The organism is Saccharothrix sp. NBAS 001 (genome assembly GCF_056640475.1).
The window spans coordinates 4303017-4323684 of sequence record NZ_CM153251.1 but is presented as its reverse complement, the minus strand read 5'-3'; the positions used below and the strand labels follow the sequence as shown (position 1 = coordinate 4323684).

Below are 20668 nucleotides of genomic sequence, written 5' to 3'. Positions count from 1 at the left end.
GACCACCACCCCGCCGAACGGCCGCCACCCCGTCACCCGACCGCCCGGACTCCGCGCCCATCCGGCGAAAGGAGACAGGCCACGCGTGCCACCCAGTACATCACCGCCGCCACTGGCCGTGGGGACCTCTTCGCCACCGAACGGCCGGAAACACGGGGGCGTACGTACACCCCGCCCTCCGGCGTACCTGGCGATCGCGGCGCGAGACGGCGTCGCGGCGAGCACCACAGGGGGTCACGTTCCCACCTCGACCACTTGTCCCTCAGATCTTCGATCGGTCGATTCCAGGGCCGGCTGTCTAGCCGGGCGTGTCTTCTCGCCTTGTCTTGCGGTCGACAAGGTAATTGTACGTACAAGTTATGCACGATGCGATTAGGGCAGGTTCATTGCTACTCTCATGCTTAAGCAAGCATTGCTCGACCAACCGCGAGTCGTCCGTGCCCTGAAGGAGCCCTTTCGGTGAAGCTCGGTGTAAACCTCCCCAACTTCGGCCCGGCAACGACACCGGAGGTGTTGCTGCGGTGGGCAAGGACAGCTGAAGAGTTGGGGTTCCACACTCTGCTCGTCTCCGACCACGTCGCGCTCACCGACGACGCACACCAGCGCTCGCCCGCACCGTTCTACGAAGCATTCGCCACGCTCGCCTGGTTGGCCGGCCAGACGACGTCGTTGCACCTGGGCACCGGAGTGGTCATCGCGCCGCACAGGCACCCGCTGTTGCTCGCGCGTACGGCTGCGACACTCGACCGACTCAGTGGCGGGCGGCTCGTGCTCGGCGTCGGTGTCGGGTGGACGCGGCTCGCGTTCGAGGCGCTCGGTGTGCCGTTCCACCGGCGGGGGAAGCTCACCGATGAATTGCTCGCGGCGTTGGAGGAGCTTTGGAGCGCCGACGTGGTGGAGTTGGACGGGCACCGCGTGCACACCGGGCCCCGCCCGGAGAAGCGGCCGCCGATCTGGGTGGGCGGTAACAGCCCGGCGGCGCTGCGCCGCGCACTGCGGTTCGGTGATGCCTGGCACCCGTTGTGGCTGCGAATCCCGGCGCTGGCACAGGTCCGCGGTGTCCTGGCGAACCTGGCCGCCGAGTTCGACCGGCCGGTTCCGGACCTCGCGCCTCGCATCGCGCTCGACCTCACCGAGCGGCCGTTGCCGGAGCACACCAGATTTCCGGGTCAGGGCACGGTCGAGCAGGTGCGCTCGGACTTCCACGCATTGGCCGACCTCGGCGTCGCGCACGTCATCGTGGACACCGACACCGGGGACCAACGGCGGCGGCGTCCGGTCGCCGAGGAACTCGACCTGTTGGCGGCGTTGAGCGCCGACGTCGTCGATCCCCGGACGGGCGCGGTCCGCTGAGCCTGGACCCTGCGGGCACCGGCCGCCCGGATCCGCGCCCGCAGGGATCAGGCGTTCTCCGCGACGACCGTGCCCTCCTCCGACGTGCGTGGGCGTGGCCTGCGCTCTCGCATCAGCGTGTAGACCGCCATCGCCAGGCCCGTGACGGTGACCGCCGAGCCGACCAGGGTGGTGGAGCGCACGGACCAGCCCAGGTCGAGGACCTGGCCCCCCAGGTACGCGCCGGTGGCGTTGGCGATCTGGAATGCCGAGATGTTCACCGCGATCGCGAGCGTCGGAGCGCCCGTCGCCGCGCCGAGGATGCGGGCCTGCAAGCCCGGGATGATCGCGAATGCCGCCGCGCCGAACAGAAACAGCGTGATGGCCGCGAGTGCCTTGTTGCCGGCCGTGAAGTAGAACAGTGCGAGTACGCCGACCAGCGCGACCAACATCCATACCAGTGACGGCAGCAACGCCCGGTCGGCCAGCTTGCCGCCGATCAGGTTGCCGACCGCCGAGCCGACGCCGAAAACCAGCAGCAACACGGTCACCGCGGTCGCGGTGTATCCGGTGACGTCGGTGAGCAGCGGCGCGATGAAGGTGAAGACGACGAACACCCCGGCCTGACTCAGCGCGGTCATCAGGATCGCGAGCTGCACGTCCCGGTTGCCGAATACCTTGAGTTCGCTGCGCGCCGAACCGGCGGATTCGATCGGTGGCACCTTCACCGCGAGCAGCACCAAGACCGTGGCGACGGCGCTCACCGCGGCCACGGCGAGGAACGTGGCCCGCCAGCCGTACTGCTGGCCGACGATCGTGCCCAGCGGCACGCCGAGCACCGTGGCCAGGTTCAGGCCGAGCGCGACCTTCGCCAGCGCCGACGCCTGCCGGCCCGGTGCCGCCAGCACGCTGGCCACGACGATCGACACGGCGAAGAACGTGGAGTGGGTGAGCGCACTGAGTACGCGCGCGGCCATGAGGACTTCGTAGTTCGGCGCGACTGCGGCCAGCAGGTTGCCGACGATGAACAGTGCCATGAGGCCGAGCATGAGCGGCCTGCGCCGGATGCGGGTCGTCAGCACCGTCAGCACCGGGCCGCCGATGACCACGGCGAGTGCGTACGCGGTGATCAGCAGGCCCGCGCTGCTGAGCGAAACGCCCAGATCGGAGGCGAGTTCGGGCAGGATGCCGCTGATCACATACTCGGCGGTGCCGACGCTGAACACGCACAGCATCAGCGCGAACAGGGGAAGGGGCATGGCGTCCTCGCAGAGGTGGTCGAAATGTGCATGTCGGTGCAAGGAGGGCTGATGGGCTAGGCTCACCAGCCAGGGGACGTGTCACGTCCAAGCGGGAAGGACAGCATCGTGGCTCTGCCTCGTAACCGGGACCGCGACGAACTCCAGATGTGGCGACGCCTGTTGCTGCTGACGTCGCGGGTGAACGAAGTAACCGAGAAGGTCCTGCAAGCCGAGCAGCAGCTGACCATCTCGGAGTTCAACGTGCTCATGGTGCTTTCGGAGGCCGACCTCGGCAGCGTCCGCATGTCTCCACTGGCGTCCGAGGTCGGGCTCGACCAGTCATCGCTGACCCGGTTGGTGGCTCGGCTCGAACAGCGCGGCCTCGCTGAGCGGTGCATCTGCGCGGAGGACAAGCGGGGCGTGTTCAGCCGGATCACCGACGCCGGCCGCGTGGCGGTCACGTCGGCCAAGGTGCACTTCCGCCGGGAGATCAGCTCCGCGCTCGATGACGCGTCCCTGGATGACATGACCGCTCCCATCGTCGCCCGCCTGCGCTACCGGGCGGGCGACTGAACGTCGGTGTCGACGGGCGGTGGCACAAGCAGGACCTTGCCCCGCACCCCTCCGGCCTCGAACAGTTCGTGCGCGGCGACGGCCTGGTCGAAGGGAAAGGTCTTCGCCACTCGCACCGGCAGATCACCGTCGTCGATCAAGCGGGCGATCCGGGTCAGCGCCGGACCGTCCTGCTGCACGTAGGAAACGATCACCCGCACATCCCGTTCAGCCTCGGGAACCCGGCGCGGTGTGATCGTGACGAAACAACCGCCGGCGCGTACCGACGCGATGGACTTCGGCACGCCGGCCGCGTCCAGCACGGCGTCCACACCGGCCACCGGGAGTTCGGCCGTGCCGGCCACGGCTTCATCGGCACCCAGCGCCCGGATCTCGTCCACGTCACCGGGGCGCCCGACACCGACCACTCGTAGGCCACGCCGCTTGGCCAGGGTGACCGCGAACGCCCCTACGGCGCCGGCGGCGCCTACTACGACCAGCGTGCCCACGTCATCGACCGGTTCCAACCGCTGCAGGGCCTGTTCGGCGGTCAGTGCGGCCAGTGGCACCGAGGCGGCGTCGAGCAGGCTGACCGAAGTGGGTGCGCGGCCGATGAGTCCGGTACCGAGTCGGACGAATTGCGCTGCGGTGCCGACGCCGGTCGGGGCCTGCGCGGACATCGCGTAGACCCGGTCACCCGGGGCGAATTCCACGACGTCGGGTCCGACGTCGGCCACGGTGCCCGATACGTCCCAGCCGCACACGTACGGTGGAGCGCCGTTGCCCTGCGGGACGACGCCGGCGCGGGACTGGAGGTCGACCGGGTTGAGGCCGACTGCGGCAACCCGGATGAGCACTTCTCCGGAACGCGGTAGCTCGATCGGCACGTCCCGAACCTCCACCACCTCGGGACCGCCGTACTGGCTGACGACCAGTGCTCGCATGTCTCCCCCTTTCCTGATGCGGTTGACCGAGCGTAGCGCAGGAACTTGTTCATGCATGAAACTGGAACTCTTCCGGGTGTCGAGATTCCAGACGGGTTGTCGCATGTATACAGTCTTCGAGCGAAGCGGAGATCCCCATATAGCCTGGAATCCAGGCAAACGTGCACCTCACGCCCGCTTCTTGCACTGAATCGCAAATTGGCGGAAGGCTACGCCGATCGGGTGATGAGCTGCCAACTACTTGCCTGAACATTCTTATCGCGTCACTCTGGCAGTGGTCAATCGGCTGGGGGGTTCCAGCGAAGACCCAAGTCCGCCTCGGTACACGGGGCGCATCGCTGGCGTCGACGGCGACCGCCGGCTCGCACCATCATCATCGAGGAGAGCCGTGAATCACGCATCCACAGACGTGCGCCCTTCCACGGGTTTGCTCGCTGTCGGCAGTCCGATCTCCTACTGGACGATCAGCGCCACCCAGAAGATCAGCTATGAAGTACATCTGTGTCAAGGGGTTCTCGACCCGGTGAACCCAACCTTGTTGGAAGGCAGCGAAAGACGCGGTGGCCTACGCCGATTCATCGTCACCGACTCCGAAGTGGACCGACTCCACGGTGACCGTATCCGCGCGTACTTCACGCGGAACGACGTGGATCACCACGTGTGCGTTCTGCCCTCGGGTGAGCAGCACAAGACGTTGGAAACCGCGGAGCTGCTCGCCGCCGAACTCGACGGCTTCGGCGTCGACCGGCGACGTGAGCCGCTCATCGCGATCGGCGGAGGCGTGCTGTTGGACATCGCCGGGTTCGTCAGCAGCACGTATCGGCGCGCAACGCCGTTCATCCGCGTGCCCACCACGTTGATCGGCCTGGTCGACGCGGGGGTGGGGGTGAAGACCGGGGTCAACTTCGGTGGGCACAAGAACCGGATCGGTACGTACTTCCCCGCTGATCGCACCCTGCTCGACCGGTCGTTCCTCCAAACCCTCGACACCCGGCACATCGCCAATGGGCTCGCCGAGATCCTCAAGATCGCGCTGATCAAGGACATCGGGCTGTTCGAGTTGCTGGAACTGCACGGCGCCGAGTTGCTTTCGACCCGCTTCCAGGGTGGAGTCGAGGATGACCCGCTGGAGGGCGTCCCGCCCGAGCAGCGGCTGAGCACCTCGATGCCGGCCCACGACCCGGCCGTGCAAGTGCTGGAGCGCGCTGTGCACGGCATGCTCGTCGAACTCCAGCCCAACCTCTGGGAGCAGGTGCTGGAGCGGGTCGTGGACTACGGCCACGCGTTCAGCCCCAGCATCGAAATGCGGGCTCTGCCGGAGCTGCTGCACGGCGAGGCGGTGTCGGTCGACATGGCCCTGAGCACGGTGCTGGCCGAGCGCCGCGGCCTGTTGAGCTCGGCGCAGCGGCAGCGGGTACTTGCCCTGATACGCAACCTCGGGTTGCCGACGTGGCACGCCTTGTGCACCGGCGACGTGCTGATACCTGCTCTCTACGGCACCATGGCGCACCGCGACGGCCAGCAACGCATGCCGTTGCCCGTGGGAATCGGGGCGGCGTTGTTTGTCAACGACCTGACCGAAGCCGAACTCACCGGTGCGGCAAAGGCGTTGCACGACTTGGAGTCCGGCCGGTGACCGCGTTGCTCTTAGCGTCCACGAAGGACGCCTCGGAGGTGTATGGCGTCCACGGCGCCTCCGGAGTGACCCACTGGACGTGCTTCGCCAGTCGACGCGACCTGGTTTCCCACTGCGAGGCTGTCGAGTGGGCCTCCGTGCCACCGGGTGGGATGAGCGGCGAGCACCTGCACACGCGAACCGAGGAAATCTACTTCATCGTGCGCGGCAGCGGGGAAATGCTGCTCAACGGCATCCCCAAGCCGGTGAGCCCGCGTTCGCTGGTACTGACAGGTGTGGGCACCTCGCACGGTCTGCGCAATACGGGCGACACCGACCTCGACTGGGTGGTCGTCGAAACCTTCAGCCCCGCAACCAGCGCCGTCTTGACCGGTCGGTGCGCCAGGCAAGGAGAGGTGCCGGTGAGTAAATCCCTGGTGGTCGACATGGCGAGAGAGCCGGCCTTCGACACATCGCAGGTGTTCAGCGGGCCGCTGCGGCGGGTCGAGGTCGTTCTGGTCGAACCGGGCGCCGAGCGGCGGTTCGAGTCCGACACCGCCGAGCACAGCCTGTTCGTGCTCACCGGCAAAGGTCTGATCACCTCGGAGTCGGCCAAGGCGGAGGTCGTCGCCGGCCACTGCGTGACCGTGCCGTTGGGCGGTGCGGTGACCATTCACGCGGTGGGCGCACCGGTTGAGCTGTTCACCATCACGCTCGCCGTCCCGGACCAGTTGGAGGAGGCGTGATCGTCACCGGCATCACGACCGCCGTGCGGCGGTTCGGAGGCGACCTACGGGCGGACTGGCGCTGCCTGGCCCGGCGCGGGATGTTGTACAGCGAATGTGAGTCCGTCGACTTTCTCAGCTTGGCGGCAGGGGCGCTCCTGACGCTCGTGGACGAGGTGGACGAAGCGGTGCTGGTGGTCCTCGGCACTGCCGTCATGCACCGGGGCGGTGCGGCCGGCGCGCCACGGAGTGAGCAGGCGCTGGGCGAGCGTTCACTCGTCCTGGTACCGGCGGGTGAGGCCGGTGTGCTGGTCGCGGACGGAGACGGGGTCGACCTGCTGCTGGTCCGGGCATGGCCGAAAGCGAGTTCCGCAGCTCTCCCACCCCGCGTTCCGGAGCTCGTGAGATGAACGCGAGCCTGGCGGATCGCGCCGCGCTGCCCGGTGATTGGCCGGTCGGCAGCATGCGCGCCGCCGCCGTCGTCGCGCCGGGGAGAGTCGATCTGATCGAGGTACCGGTGCCTGAACCCGTCGCAGGTGAGGCACTCGTGCGCGTGTCGCACGTCGGCCTGTGCGGCACGGATCTTGAGTTGCTCCACGGCACCGCGAGCTACGTCCGCGACGGGCGTACGCGGCTGCCCCACGTCTTCGGCCATGAGTGGACCGGAGTCGTAGTCGCCGTGGAGGGCCTCGGCGACGGTGGGGCCGTCACGCCGGGCACGCGTGTGGTCGGCCAGACGATGATCAGTTGCGGTCTCTGCGCGGCGTGTCACCGGGGAAGGCGCAACCTGTGCCGTGCCATGCGCGAAACCGGCCTGTACGGACAGCAAGGGGCAGCCGCCGAGTACATCCGCGTCCCCGCGCGCACCCTCACCGTGCTGCCTCGTGACGTGGACGACCACGCGGCCACATTGGTCGAACCGGCCGTCACGGTGCTCGCAGGTCTCGCCGCGATCGACTTGGACCGGACGGACTCGGTCGCGGTCGTCGGCAGCGGCACGATCGGGTTGCTCGCGGTGCAGGCCGCAGCCGAACGAGCCGGTGTGGTGGACCTGGTCGGCGTCGAACCCGAGTCCCTCGAACTCGGACGCGAACTCGGTGCACGACATGCGTTCGGTCCCCGCGATGCGCCGCGTCAAGCGTACTCCGCCGCCATCGAGGCATCCGGTGCGGCTGCCGGGGTGTCGACAGCGCTCGACCTGCTCGACCTGGGCGGACGACTGGCCGCGATCGGGGTACCCGCCGAGCGGGTTGACGGCTGGGACGCAGGACGTGTGGTGCTGGACGGCCTCGTGGTCCGAGGTGTCCGGCACGGTCTTGACCATTACGGGGAGGCGGTCGAGCTGTTCTGCCGGGGCGTATTCGACGCGCGGCCGCTTGTGCACTCCGTGGTGCCGCTCGCCCGGGTCGGAGAGGCGTTCGCCCTGCTCGAAAAGCCGCGCCGGGCGCCGAAGGTGCTGTTGGACGTCCGCGTCCCAAGTTGATCCGTTCCGTTCGATGAACCTGCTCGACCACAGGGAGACCCCATGTCCTGGACACCTCGCCGCATCGTCGTGACCGGTGCCAGCTCGGGCATCGGCCAAGCCTGCGCCGTGGCGCTCGCCGCTCCGGGTCGAACGATCGCCATCGGCTACCGCACCGATCCCGATGGCGCGGCGCGCACCGCCCGTCTGGTGGAGGCATCGGGGGCCGAGGCCGTGGTGTGGCACCTCGACCAGGCCGATCCGGAGAGGGCCACCCAGGCCTGCGAAGACGCCTTCGACCTGCTCGGTGGCGTTGACGTGCTGGTCAACAACGCCGGGGTGAATCGGCGTGCGTCGATCCTCGACGAGACCGTGGCAGATCTGCGGCGGCTGCTCACCATCGACGCGCTGGCGCCGATCGCGCTGGCAGCGGCGGCCGCCCGCCGCATGGTCCGGCAGCGAGCAGGCGGTCGGATCGTGAACATCACCTCGGTGCACGAGCACATCCCCATCGACGGGGGCACCGCTTACTGCGCGGCGAAAGCGGCGCTCGGCCTGGCGACCAAGACCATGGCGCTGGAGTTGGCCGAGCACGGCATCACCGTCAACGCCGTCGCACCCGGCGAGACCGCCACCCCGATGAATGGCGTGCCCGCCCACACCTCCGCCGACGAGATCAGCAGGCCGGCGATCCCGGTCGGCAGGCCCGGGGCGCCCGGCGAGGTCGCCGCGCTGGTCGCGCACCTGGTGAGTGGGGGTGCGGGCTACGTGACCGGCCAGTCCGTCGTCGTGGACGGAGGGCTTTCGCTCACCGCCGCCGTCGCCAACGCCGCTGTCGCGGGCTCCGTCTGACAACCGATATCGGAACGACCGGAAGGATCTTCCCGCCGTGACCACCATGCCCGAGAACTTCGTCCGCACCGGTATCCCCACCGCGCGCAACGTCGACCACTTCGCCTTCACCGTGCCGGACCTCGACGAGGCCGTCGGGTTCTTCGTCGACGTGCTCGGCGCGGAAGTCGCCTACCGGCTCGGCCCTGTCGAGGACACCGAGGGCGACTGGATGACCCGTCAGTTGGGCGTTCACCCCAGGGCCACCGCGCACATCGCGATGCTGCGACTGGGCCCGACCAGCAACGTCGAGCTGTTCGAATACGATGCGCCGGACCAGCGCACCGAGCAGCCGCGCAACAGCGACGTCGGTGGCCACCACTTGGCCTTCTACGTGGACGACGTCGACGCGGCCGTGGAGTACCTGCGGGCAAAACCCGGTGTGGAGATTCTCGGCGAGGTCCAGGTCATGCCAGAGGGCATGCCGAACGCGGGCGACCGCTGGATCTACTTCCTCACGCCGTGGGGCCTGCAGATGGAAGTTCACGGTGTGCCTGAGCGGATGCCCTACCAGGACCAGGTCGAGGGGCGCCGCTTCGGACCGTGCGAGAGCTGGGGGTCCGGCCGGGGCATCCCCGGTGCGCGCAACGTCGACCACATCGCTTTCACCGTGCCCGACCTCGACGAGGCCGTCGAGTTCTTCGTCGACGTGATCGGCGCGGAGTTGCTCTACCGGATCGGCCCGGTCGAACTCGGCACGGAGTTCATGGCCACCCAGCTCAACGTGCCCGCTGCGGGGGTCATTCGTCAGGCACTGCTGAGGCTCGGGCCGACCGACAACCTGGAGCTGTTCGAGTATCACGTGCCCGGCGCCGAGACGCGCCGACCGCGCAACAGCGACGTGGGTGGCCACCACTTGGCCTTCTACGTGGACGACGTCGACGCGGCCGTGGAGTACCTGCGGGCAAAACCCGGTGTGGAGGTTCTCGGCGAGCCACAGGACATCCACGACGGTCCGATCGCGGGTGACCGCTGGGTCTACTTCACCGCGCCGTTTGGTCTCTCGATGGAGGTGCTGAACTTGCCGGACGGCGCGTTGCCTTATGAGCGCGACACCGACGTGCGCCGTCGGGCCGCTGAGCCCGCCGGCTGGGACAACCGCGCCTCGGGCGCACGTTGACAGGGGGACGCCATGCGCTGGGAGGACATCTACCTCGCCGGCACCGGATCGAGCTTCGCCCCGGAAGTCACGGTGGAGGCCGCGATCGCCGAGGGGCGCTACGACCAGGAGGAGGCCGCGCGCAGCCGGCAGGTGACACTCACCGTTGCCGGACCGGAAGTCCGGTCGCCCGACTTCGCCGTGGCCGCCGCGCGGCAGGCGCTGGAGCGGTCGGGCCGAGTGCCTGGGGAGACCGACCTGCTGCTCTACGCCGTGCTGATGCACAACGGCATCGACGTGTGGAATGCCACCTCGTACGTGCAGCGCTCCCTCGGTGCGACGAACGCGTTGATCTCGGAGGTGCGCAACGGTTCCAACGGCGGCCTGACCGGCCTGGAGTTGGCCTGTTCGCACCTGCGGGGCCGTCCCGACGCCGACGTCGCCGTGGTCACCGCGTCGGACTGCTGGCGCGATCCGGTGTTCGACCGTTGGCGTGCGGACTCGGGATTGGTCTTCGGTGACGGCGGCAGCGCGGTTGTGGTGTCGCGGGACAGGGGTTTTGCCCGCCTGGTCTCCCTGTGCACCACCACGGATCCGACCCTTGAGGGTCTGCACCGGGGTGACGAGGAGTTCGGGCCGTTCAAGCACGACGCGGACCGCCCGGTCGACCTGTACCGCCGCGCACAGGAGTTCATGCGGACCCTTCCCAAGGAAGAGGTCTGGGAGCGGCACAACGACGGGCTGCGCAGCGCTGTGGACCAGGTGCTGGAGGAGGGCAAGCTTGACGTCGCCGACGTCGAGCACGTGGTGATGCCGTTCTTCGGCGCGCACCTGCTCGAACGGCAGTGCTTGGAGCCGCTCGGGTTGAGGGTCGAGCAGACCACCTGGGAGTACGGCAGGCGGATCGGGCACATCGGCGCGGGTGACCAATTCGCAGGACTGGACCACCTGGCCTCGTCCGGGGCCTTGCGCCCAGGCGATCGCGTGCTGCTGATCGGTGTAGGTGGGGGTTTCACCTGGACCGCGGGACTGGTGGAGACGCTGGAAACGCCACTGTGGAGTCCGACCGCTTGACGCCTCGTCATATCGGAGCCGGCGTCCTGCCAGGCGTCCGAACACGATCCATGGGGGGAACATGCCTGCAGGAATCCTCGCTGTCGGCGCACACGTGCCCGACCGCGTGATCGACAACGCCACGATCAGCGAATGGACCGGCGCCTCGCCGGCGTGGATCGAGGAACGCACCGGCATCACCGCTCGCAGGTACGCGACGGAGGAGGAACAGACCTCGGACCTCGCGCACCGGGCGGTGCTCGACCTGGTACGCGCCCGACCGGGCGCTCTCGACGATCTCGCGGCGATAGTAGTCGCTACCTCGACGCCTGATCAGCCGCAGCCCGCTACGGCGGTACGCCTGCAGCACAAGTTGGGGCTGCAGGGCGTTCCCGCTTTCGACCTGAACGCGGTGTGCAGCGGCTTTCTCTACGGACTCGACGTGGCATGCGCCTTGGTCGAGCGCACCCCGCGGGCTGTACTCATGGTCGCGGCGGACAAGTACTCGTCGATCATGGACCGGGGCGACCAGCGTACGGTCAGCTTGTTCGGCGACGGTGCGGGCGCGGTGTTGGTGGGCGCCGTGCCTGACGGATACGGGTTGCACGCGTCCCGACTCGTCGCCCACGGAGAGCACCGCGAACTGGTCGAGGTCGTCGGCGGAGGCACTCGGCGTCCGTTGACTGCCGAAGGCCTCGCAGCGGGCGACCACCTGTTCCGGATGCGAGGGCGCGACGTGAAGCGGTACGCCCTCGACACCTTGCCCGCCGCCATCGACGACGTGCTCACCGCGAGCGGCTCGGCCCTGGCCGACATCGACCGGTTCGTGTTCCACCAAGCGAACCCGCGCCTGCTGGAGGAATTGGGCAAGCGGTTGGGCATCGATGCCGGCCGGATTCCTCTCACCGGTCCCGAGTACGGCAACACCGGAGGTGCTTCCATCCCGGTGACCCTGCGGCGCAGCGCGATCGAACGCCCGCTGGAACGGGGCGAGCGTGTGCTGTTCGCCTCAGTCGGCGGCGGGATGACCGCCGGCGCGGCCGTCCTCACCTGGTACTGACCGAATCTGAACGGAGCGCGGACTGTGCGTTTGGGGGACAAGATCGCGATCGTCACAGGCGGTACCCGAGGGCTGGGGTGGGCCGTCGCCCGGGCGTACGCGCAGGAGGGCGCGGTCGTCGTGTGCGCCTCCCGAGGCGCCGTGCCCGAGGAGGTGCGCCTCGCGGACCCTGGTATCGGCAAGGTGGTGTTCGACGAGGTGGACGTGACCGACGCCGACTCCGTCGACGCCCTGGTCGACCGAGTCGTCACTCAGTACGGGCGGCTGAACGTCATGGTCGCCAACGCGGGTGTGAACTACGACGGCCGAGTCGAGCGGCTTCCCGTCGACTGCTGGCACGAGATGCTGACCACCAACATCAGCGGCACCTTCCACTGCATCCGAGCTGCGGTGGAGCCGATGCGCGCGGCCGGCGGCGGCCGGATCATCACCGTGTCGTCGAGCATGTCGCGACGCGTCGCGGTCGGCGCGGCAGGCTACAGCGCGACCAAGTCCGCGATCGAGACGCTGACCAAGGTCTCGGCGATCGAACTCGGCCGGCACGGCATCCTGGTCAACTGTCTCGCTCCCGGCATCCTCGACGACGGCATGGGTCGTTCCCTCGTGGACAACGAGAAGGTCTGGCAGCAGTACAAAGGGAGGTTCTCCCTGGGCCGTCCGGGCCGGGTCGAGGAGGCCGCTGCCGCAGCGGTGTTCCTGGCCGCTGACGACAGCTCGTACGTCAACGGACACGTGCTGGAGGTCAATGGAGGCCTGCTGTGGGCATGAAACAGGAAATGCGGACGCCGATCGCGCTCGTGGTCGAGAGTGGGATCGGCACGGTGGTGCTCGACCGGGCGCCGGTCAACGCGCTGGACACCCGCTCGCAGGACCGGCTCCGCAGAGTCGCGGAGGAGGCTTCGGCGCGCGAGGACGTGCGTGCTGTGGTGTTGCGCGGATCGGGCGGCCGGTTCTCGGCCGGCGCGGACATTCGGGAGATGGCCGCCATGTCGCACGCGGAGATGCGCGAGCGGGCACCGTTGCTCCAGGCCGCATTCCGCGCAGTAGCGGAGATCGGCAAGCCCGTGGTGGCGGCGATCGAGGGGTTCGCCCTCGGTGGCGGCTGCGAACTCGCGCTTGCCGCCGACAGGCGGATCATGGCTGACGACGCTGTGATCGGCCTGCCGGAGATCCACCTGGGCGTCATCCCGGGCGCGGGCGGCACACAGCGGTTGCCACGCCTCGTGGGCCCGGCGATCGCCAAGGACATGATCTTCACCGGGCGGGCGATGACCGCCGCCGAAGCTCTCGACATCGGCCTGGTCGACGAGGTCGTGCCGACCGAGGAGGTCGCGGGCGCCGCGCGGGCGTGGGCGCAGCGGTTCACGTCAGGTCCGGCATTGGCGCTGCGTGCGGCGAAACGGGCGATAGACGGCGGCGCGGACCGCGACCTCTTGGGCGCGCTGACGTGGGAGACGGCGTTGTTCACCGACCTCTTCGCCACCCGGGACCGTGACACGGGCATGCGTGGTTTCGTCGAGAACGGACCTGCGCGGGCCGATTTCCGGGGTTGCTGAGAGGCGTGCGAGGCGATCCGCGAGTTGCTGTCCGAAGTGGATTCGTCGCGGGCCGCGTGGTTGCTGTGCGACCGTACTGAGGAAGCTCGGCATCGGCCGCGGCGACGCGTCGCCACCCTGCTGGGACGCTCTCCAGACCTGGTCTACCGGTCCGGTCTGGCAGACCGGGTGCCGAACGGTGTGCGGATGCGGTGCATCGCGGTGGCGTCGCCGTGGTCGACGCGTTGGGCCGGCGTGTGCGGGCCGCCGGTGTAGTCCTCGGTGGTCTCGGTCAGGCCGAGGTCGCGGAGGATGGCGCTGTAGGACGCGACGGCTTCGATGCACCCCGGTTTTCCCACAGCCGCAGAGCACCGTGCCGTGGCCTGCGACCGGGTTGTGGCCGATGTCGCCCGCAGCGCCGTCAGCACTGCGGTGCTGCAGCGGTCACGAGCCCGGCACCGATGCCGGTCGCTATGCGGATGAACAGCAGCGGCATGCTCTCGGCGGGGGTGGTGGCGGCTTCGCCCAGGGCCGCGAGGTTGACGTCGTTGTCCACGACAACGGGCACGCCCAGCTCCTCTGCGATGTACCGGCCGACGGGGGTAGCCGTCCCAGCCGGGCATGATCGGCGGCCGGACCGCGTAGGGATGGCAGTCATCTGCGGATCGGCCCTGAGGGCGGGGACGTCTGGATGCCCTCGACTACGGCGCACGGTCGGCCCGGCGGCGGTGCCGATGCCGCCACGTCGGCTCGCGCCTGGGCTCGCTTGCTGCCACACCGGCTATCCGGCCAGCCAGCCGATCCACTTCTCGGCGTTGGTTCCCACGTCGAAGGGGATCCCGATCCGTTCCAGGGCACCCGGGTAGCGGGTCTCGTAGACCGCGTTCACCCTGACGGCGAGCTGCGGATTGCGGATCAACCACGGTGCCGGGAGAGTGCGGCACACCACCGAAGTCGTCTGCAACGGTCGGGACGGATCGTCCACGACTACGTCCGCGTCGAGGATGTTTCGTTCGATCAAGCCGTTGATCAGTTTGAGGCGTTGGGCGTGATTGGCCGGGTCGGTCCAGCGCAGCGGGTTGTCTTCGTCGTTGGCGCACAGTGAGAGCAACCTGAACTGCATGGGCAGGACCGAGGCGCTGACCGTGGCGCACAGCCAGGGCAGGTCGAGCATCCTGGCGGTATGGATCCGGTGGGTGCCGTCGGCGCTGCGCACGTACAGAGGGCCCGCCCAGGCCGGGATCTGCCGCAGGTGGATCGGGCCGCCGCCGAAGAACCTCCTGAGGAACACGTCGAGGTCGACATCGGTGGCCAGCGCGGCGGCGATGTCGGCGGGTACTTCCGGGCGGTGTCCGCCGAAGTCGCCCCACGCAGGTGTCCCGGTGGACACGACCAGCCGGGTGGGGATCCAGCACACGCCGTGCAGCCGGCCGCGATGGTGGTCGTTGTGCCCGGTGGCGGCGGTCGCCAGGTCGCGGATCTCGGGCAGTTGCGGATCGCTCGCGTTGAGCACCCCGGCGCGTTGCGCGAGGAGCGAAGCGATGTCACCGGCCCGCAGGATGCTGCGGGCCTCGCGGCAGGCGGCGATGGTCTGCTCGTGGCAAGGGCCGCCGCCGTCCAGTATCTGTTCGACCCTGTCCAACCGGTCGGTGAGATCGGCGTCGTCGCCCATCGGGGCCAGCTCGGGCTCGATGGGCACGGGGGGATCGAAACGCGCTCGTACGGTGGCCGTGCCGGTGAACCACTGGGCCACCATGTCGGCTGCGACCAGCGGCGTCGACGCGTCCCCGATCAACACCGCCGGGCGGGCGCGGTCGTGTCCGGGTTCGTCGTCACGGGCGACGAACCCGCCGTGCGGGTGGTACTGCACGGTCCACGACCTCTCGACCTCGTGGGCCACCGCAGTGCGCGTGCGTACGATCTGGTCGACCTGTGCGGCGTGACGGACCGCGACGTGGACGGCCAACTCGTCCAGTTCGATTCCGTGCTGTGCTCGCAGGCCGTCCATCGTGCAGGCCGTGTTGCACAGTTCCCAGCCGCGGTTGACAGCGCTGCGGACCCCGCCGACTTGGCGACCCAGGGTGGTGAACCGAATGCCGATCTCATGGCCCTGTAACAACGTCTCCGCCGTCGACAGGATGTGCGAGGCAGCGCGCAAACGGTACTCCACGGCGGACCAGTCCAGCTCGATCGACGGCACCTCGACCGCGTGATCAAGACCTGGAGGGAGCGGTGCGTATCGCATACGGTCCGGCGAGGTGCTTTCGTCGCCGCCGGCGGCGAGAATGGCCGCGCCGAGCCGCAGCCGCTCGTCGGCGTCGAGCCGCCGGATCCTGCGCCAGACCCACCGCACGGCAGCGGATGCCAAGCGCCGACGGAAGTGGTCGTGACGCGGCCGGCCTGCGGGCCCCACGCACCTGTCCTCACCGGGCACCGCACATGTCGGGCACTGCAACCTCGGAACGTCCATCCGCCACAGTCTCCCGAACACTCCGTCGGGCATGTCCATCGGCACCCCGGACAGTGCTGGTCGCGCCACGCGGGTCGAACGACAGCGTCAGCTCGGTCGTCGTGCCGCCTGCGCCTACCCTCAGCCGCTGACCCCGGTCGATCGGCCGCAGGCAGTCGTCCTCGCCGCCGCTGGGCAGCACGGTCTCGAAGCGGTCGGCGTCCCTGGCGTGCGGGTAGCCGATCAACCCGTCGTCGAGGCGGGTGGCGTCGCGCAGTTCGATACCGATACCGACGCGGACCGACGCCATCGGCCGGCCGACGAAGTAGGCCGGTGCCCGGTCGTCCGGTACCTCCGGGTCGATCCCGACAAGAGCCTCCTCGATGTGGGCGATCAACGCGCGGAACCCGCCGGGACCTTGGCGTACGACGCCGGCGAGGAGTTCGTGCGTGTACGGTGCCACGTCGGCCTGGTCGTCCAGCGTGAGCATCGGCGAGCCGGGCAGGGCGTTCCAGGACACCTGGAGGTCCGCGCCGGTGCCGGTCACCCGCAGGTCGCCCAGCTCCTCGCCGCCGGGTACGTAGGAGTCCGGCGCGGCGTCGACCCGGTTGTGCAGCAGCCACGCGGCGACCGGGTTGCCGCCCGCGACGAGTTCGGCGTCCTCCCTCGGGCCGTCGAGGAACCGCATCGCGAGCCGGGCGGGCTGGAGCAGCAGGGGTGTGAGCTGCACGATGCGGTCCGGTTCGACGATGCCGGTGTCCGCGTCGGGGACGAACGGTTCCGGCCGGGCCGGTTCGGAGTGCCCCGGGGTGTCGGTCGGCACTACGGCGCGGCAGAACCGGTCGACCACGGCCGGCGCGGCCCGCTGCCCAGGACGCGTTGGCCGATGCGGGCCGAGAACCCGTCGAGGCGCTGGGACGGCTCGTCGGTGGCCCACAGGGCGGCACGCTGCGCGGCGACGTCGGCGCGGTCGAGGTCGCGGCGGTCGTTGACATGGGCGTCGAGCAGTCCGGCGCTCTGGAAGCCGCTGAGCGGGCTGAGGACCTGGCTGCCCGCCACGGTGTCGCCGTAGTCGTGCAGGCCGGTGCCCCGCCAGTGGGAGCGCTGCGTGCCGTCCAACTCCCAGTGGCCCTCTGCGCAGTTGTCGGCGAAGGAGATGGGCCGGTAGAAAGGTTCGGTGCCGTACTCGGGCAGCGCTCCATCCACATCGGACAGTTCGCCGCCCCCGGTCGCGACCGGCGCGACGTCGCCGGCCACCGTGAGGTCGGTGACGGCCCCGATCCGGGTCACCAGGGGCTTCGGCACCCGGTACGGCTGCGGCCAACCCCGGTTCAGCGGGGCGTGAGTGCGACCTGCGGTCGTGGAGCGGGAGTGGGGGTCGGAGGAGTTGGTCGTCTGGTGGACGTTGGGCGGTGAGGGCTGTCGGTTGTTGGGGAGGCCACGGGTCGTGGCGTGCGAGGGTGCGATCCGGTTGTTGTGCCGCGACGGTTGCCGGTCTCGTGTCCGGCGGGCGCGTGGTGGTCAAGGTGTTGACCGGTGGTCGTGGGTGTCGTGCGGGTAGCGGGTCCTTGCACGGGGGAGTTGGGCGTGCTTCTGGTATCGCCTCTGACCGGCGGGGGAGGGTGAGGCGGGGAGTCACCCGTTGCGGATTGTTCGTGTGCGTGGGTGGTCGATGGCGGGCGGCCGCAGCGTCACGGCGGGGGCGAGGGCGTGACAGATCCGGAGGTCGGTGGTGGTACCGGGTTCCGGATCGCTGGTGTCCCCTGGGTGGCGGACGGTCATCGTGTGCGACGTCTACGAGGGAAGAGGTGGCCCCGCCGGAGTGCGGTCCCGCGTCGTCGGGGGCAGTGCTTCTCTCGTGCGGGCGTTGGCGCGCTGCGGGCTGGAATGGTCGTCGTGCCGCTTTCCGGGGGCGATCTCACCGTTGCGGCGTCACGGTGTGTTCGGTGACCGGTTGAGCACGTAGTCGATGTTCTTCGCGCGTCCGTACCCGAGGGCGCTCCGACCGTAAGGGACCACGTCATGCCCGAGGCTCTGGACGCCCCGCCTTCCGCCGGTAGCACCGCCGGGGTGGCCAGGATGTGTGACCAGATCACCGAGGTCTATGCCCGGCTTCTCGGCGACACGATTCACATCGGTCTCTGGGACGGCACCGATGACCACACGCCGCTGCGGGAGGCGACGGGACGCCTGACCGATCTCGTCATCGACCGCACCGACGCCGCCGACGGTCACCACGTCCTGGACGTCGGGTGCGGTACCGGCGTCCCCGCCGTGCAGATGGCTGTTCGCCGAGGCGTGCGCGTCACCGGTATCACCGTCAGCGGTCACCAGGTCGAACTGGCCAACCGGCACGCCCTCGAGGCCGGTGTGGCCGACCGCGCGCGGTTCGAGCGCGTCGACGCCATGGACCTGCCCTACCCCGATCACCGGTTCGACGCCGCTGTCGCGATCGAGTCGTTGGCCCACATGTCCGACCGTGCTCGGGCGCTGCGGCACGTCGCCCGCGTCCTGCGGCCCGGAGGACGCGTTGTCATGACCGATCTCGTGGTGCACGCACCGGTCGATGGCGCAGACAGGGACACGTTGAGTGAGGTGGCTCTGCTGTTCAACATCCCTGACATCATCACCGAACCCGATTACCGCGCGTTGCTGGGAGGTGCCGGGCTGGACATCGTAGAGTGCACCGACCTGGGCGAGGATTCCCGGCGCACCTACACCTTGTTGGCCGACGGTCTTCAGGCCCGGAGTCGTGAACTCGACGACCACCAGGTTTCCGGGCTTCTCGAACGTATGGCCGAGATCTTGCGCGCTTTGGCGGACATTCCGGAACTCGGCTACGCACTCGTCGTCGCGCGGCGTCCCTGACGGGCCTGTCGGGGCACACCGTGTTCTTGTGGGGTCGGCGACTCCTCGGAGAGGGAAAGCGTTTGCCGAGGTGATCGCGGTGAGGTCGCTTCCCGCCCCCGGAACGACAGGGGATGAGGGAGCGGTCGTACGCACGGCTACATCGACTTCCATTCCGCACCACCCGATACCCCCGCCGGGGGGCCAGACGAATTCGACAACGGCACCACGGCCCGCGCGAACGGATCCGACCCGACTTCGCACCACGAACTTGTGAACGAACCGCACAGGAGAACCATTACAACCGGAAAGGACATCTCCGTGCCTGACCTCTCCCGACGCTCCCTGTCGCGCCCGGTCGGCCGTGGGCGCCGCGCCGCACCCGCACCCGTCGAGCGATCGATCACCGCGCCCGCACTGCCTTACCCCGACGGGTGGTTCTGCCTGGGCCTGTCGTCCGAGCTGCGGGCCGGCGAGGTGGCCAGTGTGCCGTTCTTCGACGAGGACGCCGTCCTGTACCGCGGCCAGGACGGGATACCGCGCATCGTGCGACCCTAATGCCCTCACCTGGGCGCACACCTCGGTGCCGGCGGCAAGGTCGACGGCCAGAACCTGGTGTGCGCCTTCCACGAGTTCAGCTTCGGACCCGACGGCGCGTGCGTCAAAACGCCTTACGGGCCACCGCCGAAAGCCCGCCCCACACATCACCCGGTCAGCGAGGTCAACGGCCTGATCTTCGCATGGCACAGCCACGACGGCGCAGCACCGAGCTGGGAGATCCCCCCACTGCCCGACGCCGGGTTCGGCCCCCTGCCGGCCCGGACCCTCGACCTGTCCACCCCCCCCCGCAGGAAGACGGACCGTTCCTGACCGTCAACTTCCGCGTCCTCCTTCGCCGGTATCCACTGATAGGCGCGCTTGTGATCGACCAGCCCGCAGACCTCGCGGGGCTCGGGTACTTCCACACCGCGTTCGCATTCCCTCGGCTCGCCAGCGGCGACGGACCCATCGGCCGCTACCGGCACTGGGCCCGCCAGTTCTACCCCCCGACCGCCGATACACCCCGCATCGAACCCACCGAACCGAACTCCAACCACTCAAGCCGGCCCCGCGCCGACGCGGCACCGGTGCCCGAGCCGACGCACGCCGAGAATTCGTCGTCCTGACCGAGGAGCACACCTGGACTGCCCGTGCCCCGAACCGGCGCGAGACATACACCGGAGGGAATACACCGCGGTGGCGTTGAGGGCCTTCTACGGTCCCGACGACGAGACCGAACCTGGCGAGGTCACCAGCGCCGCCGACCGGACCACGACGCGAATACCTGTGGGGTGTCGGAACTCTGCACCGGGATGCTGAACTACGGCGATCGTGCCCGCTGGACGGGGCTGGGCATGATCGCGAGGTGTGGCGTTACGACTGCTGTACCGGATCTTCGTCCGACTCGGTGACTGGCTGGTCCTGCTCGGGACGGTGTCCACGAGCCCGTCCCACGCCGAAACGTCCGTTGGAACCGTGAGGCAGATCGATCCCGGCAAGGCCATGACCTGTGTGTTCGACCAGTCAAAGCCCTCTGCCGACTACGCGGCACCGAGGGCGACGTCCGTGCCCGGACACACGCCGCCGAACTGCGCACCCTCCTGGACGACTTCCTCGTCCCCGACCCCCGCGACCACTTCCGGCAACTTGCCGCCCCGCGACCAGCGGGCCGACGCCCGCTTCCGCGAGAACAACGACGTGTTCACGCGGCTCCGACGCGACCACCTCGAACTCCGGAAACACTGCGCCGGTCTGGAAGAACTCGTCCGCGACCACGGTCATCGCCGAACTCGCGCTGGAGAACCACCAGCGGGTCTGTGTCGT

At 69.1% G+C, this 20668-nt stretch carries 23 protein-coding genes; 15 read left to right on the top strand and 8 right to left on the bottom strand.

The features are described from left to right. Window positions 1–459 precede the first annotated feature (459 nt). Window positions 460–1353, top strand: coding sequence for a TIGR03619 family F420-dependent LLM class oxidoreductase (locus tag AC0HI0_RS17975; RefSeq protein ID WP_480933527.1), 894 nt, complete (start codon window positions 460–462; stop codon window positions 1351–1353). Between the two features lie 47 nt (window positions 1354–1400). Here AC0HI0_RS17975 and AC0HI0_RS17970 read toward each other — a convergent pair whose 3' ends face one another. Continuing rightward, window positions 1401–2591 carry an MFS transporter gene (locus tag AC0HI0_RS17970; protein ID WP_480933526.1) on the bottom strand — a complete coding sequence of 397 codons (1191 nt, stop codon included), beginning with the start codon at window positions 2589–2591 and terminating at the stop codon, window positions 1401–1403. Window positions 2592–2699: 108 nt separating this feature from the next. On the opposite strand from AC0HI0_RS17970, the gene AC0HI0_RS17965 reads away from it, so the two are divergent. Next, window positions 2700–3146: a MarR family winged helix-turn-helix transcriptional regulator gene (locus AC0HI0_RS17965; RefSeq protein WP_480933525.1), complete on the top strand. Its 447-nt coding sequence runs from the start codon at window positions 2700–2702 to the stop codon at window positions 3144–3146. On the opposite strand, the gene AC0HI0_RS17960 is transcribed toward AC0HI0_RS17965, so the two are convergent. Next, entirely contained in the window at window positions 3128–4174 is a 1047-nt protein-coding gene (locus tag AC0HI0_RS17960; RefSeq protein WP_480933524.1) for an NADP-dependent oxidoreductase, read from the bottom strand. The genes AC0HI0_RS17965 and AC0HI0_RS17960 overlap by 19 nt on opposite strands. Before the next feature lie 283 nt (window positions 4175–4457). On the opposite strand from AC0HI0_RS17960, the gene AC0HI0_RS17955 reads away from it, so the two are divergent. From AC0HI0_RS17955 to AC0HI0_RS17910, 10 genes are all read left to right on the top strand, one after another. Further along, entirely contained in the window at window positions 4458–5705 is a 1248-nt protein-coding gene (locus tag AC0HI0_RS17955; protein ID WP_480933523.1) for a sedoheptulose 7-phosphate cyclase, read from the top strand. 152 nt (window positions 5706–5857) lie between these two features. Further along, entirely contained in the window at window positions 5858–6430 is a 573-nt protein-coding gene (locus tag AC0HI0_RS17950) for a cupin domain-containing protein (protein WP_480933522.1), read from the top strand. After that, window positions 6427–6819, top strand: a complete 393-nt coding sequence (locus tag AC0HI0_RS17945) for a hypothetical protein (RefSeq protein WP_480933521.1) — start codon at window positions 6427–6429, stop codon at window positions 6817–6819. Before AC0HI0_RS17950 ends, AC0HI0_RS17945 begins: the two co-directional genes overlap by 4 nt. Then, on the top strand, window positions 6816–7892 hold the full coding sequence (locus AC0HI0_RS17940; protein ID WP_480933520.1) for a zinc-dependent alcohol dehydrogenase: 1077 nt from the start codon (window positions 6816–6818) through the stop codon (window positions 7890–7892). The genes AC0HI0_RS17945 and AC0HI0_RS17940 overlap by 4 nt, the downstream gene beginning before the upstream one ends. 42 nt (window positions 7893–7934) lie before the next feature. Continuing rightward, window positions 7935–8723, top strand: a complete 789-nt coding sequence (locus tag AC0HI0_RS17935; RefSeq protein WP_480933519.1) for an SDR family oxidoreductase — start codon at window positions 7935–7937, stop codon at window positions 8721–8723. 46 nt (window positions 8724–8769) lie between these two features. Next, window positions 8770–9882, top strand: coding sequence for a VOC family protein (locus tag AC0HI0_RS17930; RefSeq protein ID WP_480934319.1), 1113 nt, complete (start codon window positions 8770–8772; stop codon window positions 9880–9882). Between the two features lie 12 nt (window positions 9883–9894). After that, the gene (locus tag AC0HI0_RS17925; protein ID WP_480933518.1) at window positions 9895–10935 is read left to right on the top strand and encodes a ketoacyl-ACP synthase III family protein; all 1041 of its coding nucleotides are present in this window, start codon (window positions 9895–9897) and stop codon (window positions 10933–10935) included. A gap of 61 nt (window positions 10936–10996) precedes the next feature. Then, on the top strand, window positions 10997–11974 hold the full coding sequence (locus AC0HI0_RS17920; RefSeq protein WP_480933517.1) for a 3-oxoacyl-ACP synthase III family protein: 978 nt from the start codon (window positions 10997–10999) through the stop codon (window positions 11972–11974). A gap of 24 nt (window positions 11975–11998) precedes the next feature. Then, a complete protein-coding gene (locus AC0HI0_RS17915) occupies window positions 11999–12742 on the top strand; it encodes an SDR family NAD(P)-dependent oxidoreductase (protein WP_480933516.1) in 744 nt (247 codons plus the stop codon). Continuing rightward, a complete protein-coding gene (locus tag AC0HI0_RS17910; RefSeq protein WP_480933515.1) occupies window positions 12739–13530 on the top strand; it encodes an enoyl-CoA hydratase/isomerase family protein in 792 nt (263 codons plus the stop codon). Before AC0HI0_RS17915 ends, AC0HI0_RS17910 begins: the two co-directional genes overlap by 4 nt. Before the next feature lie 143 nt (window positions 13531–13673). Here the strand turns inward: AC0HI0_RS17910 and AC0HI0_RS17905 are convergent, their stop codons facing one another. The 5 genes from AC0HI0_RS17905 to AC0HI0_RS17885 all read right to left on the bottom strand — a co-directional run bounded on the left by AC0HI0_RS17905 (window position 13674) and on the right by AC0HI0_RS17885 (window position 17263). Further along, window positions 13674–13868 (bottom strand): hypothetical protein, encoded by a 195-nt coding sequence (locus tag AC0HI0_RS17905; protein ID WP_480933514.1) that lies wholly within the window; start codon window positions 13866–13868, stop codon window positions 13674–13676. 62 nt (window positions 13869–13930) lie between these two features. Further along, entirely contained in the window at window positions 13931–14167 is a 237-nt protein-coding gene (locus AC0HI0_RS17900) for an ROK family protein (RefSeq protein WP_480933513.1), read from the bottom strand. Window positions 14168–14290: 123 nt separating this feature from the next. Then, window positions 14291–15877 (bottom strand): hypothetical protein, encoded by a 1587-nt coding sequence (locus tag AC0HI0_RS17895; protein ID WP_480933512.1) that lies wholly within the window; start codon window positions 15875–15877, stop codon window positions 14291–14293. Window positions 15878–15932: 55 nt separating this feature from the next. After that, a complete protein-coding gene (locus AC0HI0_RS17890; protein WP_480933511.1) occupies window positions 15933–16781 on the bottom strand; it encodes a hypothetical protein in 849 nt (282 codons plus the stop codon). Then, entirely contained in the window at window positions 16781–17263 is a 483-nt protein-coding gene (locus tag AC0HI0_RS17885) for a hypothetical protein (protein WP_480933510.1), read from the bottom strand. Before AC0HI0_RS17885 ends, AC0HI0_RS17890 begins: the two co-directional genes overlap by 1 nt. A gap of 717 nt (window positions 17264–17980) precedes the next feature. Between AC0HI0_RS17885 and AC0HI0_RS17880 the strand changes: the two genes are divergently transcribed. The 3 genes from AC0HI0_RS17880 (at window position 17981) to AC0HI0_RS17870 (ending at window position 19675) form a co-directional block, all read left to right on the top strand. Beyond that, entirely contained in the window at window positions 17981–18826 is an 846-nt protein-coding gene (locus AC0HI0_RS17880) for an SAM-dependent methyltransferase (protein WP_480933509.1), read from the top strand. A 300-nt stretch (window positions 18827–19126) separates the two neighbouring features. Further along, window positions 19127–19363, top strand: coding sequence for a Rieske (2Fe-2S) protein (locus AC0HI0_RS17875; RefSeq protein ID WP_480933508.1), 237 nt, complete (start codon window positions 19127–19129; stop codon window positions 19361–19363). 9 nt (window positions 19364–19372) lie between these two features. Beyond that, a complete protein-coding gene (locus AC0HI0_RS17870; RefSeq protein ID WP_480934318.1) occupies window positions 19373–19675 on the top strand; it encodes a Rieske 2Fe-2S domain-containing protein in 303 nt (100 codons plus the stop codon). Between the two features lie 710 nt (window positions 19676–20385). On the opposite strand, the gene AC0HI0_RS17865 is transcribed toward AC0HI0_RS17870, so the two are convergent. Next, window positions 20386–20550, bottom strand: coding sequence for a hypothetical protein (locus AC0HI0_RS17865; protein ID WP_480933507.1), 165 nt, complete (start codon window positions 20548–20550; stop codon window positions 20386–20388). Between the last annotated feature and the right edge of the window lie 118 nt (window positions 20551–20668).

Bases quoted from the DNA above. Each gene is read 5' to 3' on its own strand.
- AC0HI0_RS17970 (WP_480933526.1), bottom strand. From the start codon at position 2,591: ATGCCCCTTCCCCTGTTCGCGCTGATGCTGTGCGTGTTCAGCGTCGGC.
- AC0HI0_RS17920 (WP_480933517.1), top strand. From the start codon at position 10,997: ATGCCTGCAGGAATCCTCGCTGTCGGCGCACACGTGCCCGACCGCGTG.
- AC0HI0_RS17960 (WP_480933524.1), bottom strand. From the start codon at position 4,174: ATGCGACAACCCGTCTGGAATCTCGACACCCGGAAGAGTTCCAGTTTC.
- AC0HI0_RS17940 (WP_480933520.1), top strand. From the start codon at position 6,816: ATGAACGCGAGCCTGGCGGATCGCGCCGCGCTGCCCGGTGATTGGCCG.
- AC0HI0_RS17950 (WP_480933522.1), top strand. From the start codon at position 5,858: ATGAGCGGCGAGCACCTGCACACGCGAACCGAGGAAATCTACTTCATC.
- AC0HI0_RS17925 (WP_480933518.1), top strand. From the start codon at position 9,895: ATGCGCTGGGAGGACATCTACCTCGCCGGCACCGGATCGAGCTTCGCC.
- AC0HI0_RS17900 (WP_480933513.1), bottom strand. From the start codon at position 14,167: ATGACTGCCATCCCTACGCGGTCCGGCCGCCGATCATGCCCGGCTGGG.
- AC0HI0_RS17935 (WP_480933519.1), top strand. From the start codon at position 7,935: ATGTCCTGGACACCTCGCCGCATCGTCGTGACCGGTGCCAGCTCGGGC.
- AC0HI0_RS17910 (WP_480933515.1), top strand. From the start codon at position 12,739: ATGAAACAGGAAATGCGGACGCCGATCGCGCTCGTGGTCGAGAGTGGG.
- AC0HI0_RS17930 (WP_480934319.1), top strand. From the start codon at position 8,770: ATGCCCGAGAACTTCGTCCGCACCGGTATCCCCACCGCGCGCAACGTC.
- AC0HI0_RS17880 (WP_480933509.1), top strand. From the start codon at position 17,981: ATGCCCGAGGCTCTGGACGCCCCGCCTTCCGCCGGTAGCACCGCCGGG.